This is a genomic window from Opacimonas viscosa, from assembly GCF_024199005.1.
Lineage (GTDB): Bacteria > Pseudomonadota > Gammaproteobacteria > Enterobacterales > Alteromonadaceae > Opacimonas > Opacimonas viscosa.
Genome location: NZ_JANATA010000260.1, coordinates 1 through 249, shown reverse-complemented (window position 1 = coordinate 249; position 249 = coordinate 1). Strand labels below are relative to the sequence as shown.

1 protein-coding gene is annotated in these 249 nt (G+C 44.2%); it reads right to left on the bottom strand.

Annotation, left to right across the window (positions count from 1 at the left end; all coding sequences use genetic code 11):
• The coding region (locus tag NLF92_RS13515) for an AraC family ligand binding domain-containing protein (protein ID WP_254102776.1) at positions 1-249 on the bottom strand (249 nt) is incomplete at both ends.

Genomic DNA, 249 nt, shown 5'->3' with positions numbered 1-249 from the left:
GTAGGCCGTCTAAATTGGCATGTTTCACAACCTTAGCTTGTCTTCTTGGCAGTGCTTTCCACATCGGTGAATCTGCTAAATTAAGCCAAATAATATCCCAGCTATCACTCACAATACTCACTTCAAAGCTTTGCTTAGCAGGCAATACAATCAACTCTCCCGCGTGTAGTTCGAATATGCCTGATGGAGTTCGAAAAACACCACTGCCTTTGAGCGAGTAAAAAAGTGTGTGATTGGGCGGCGTAACAC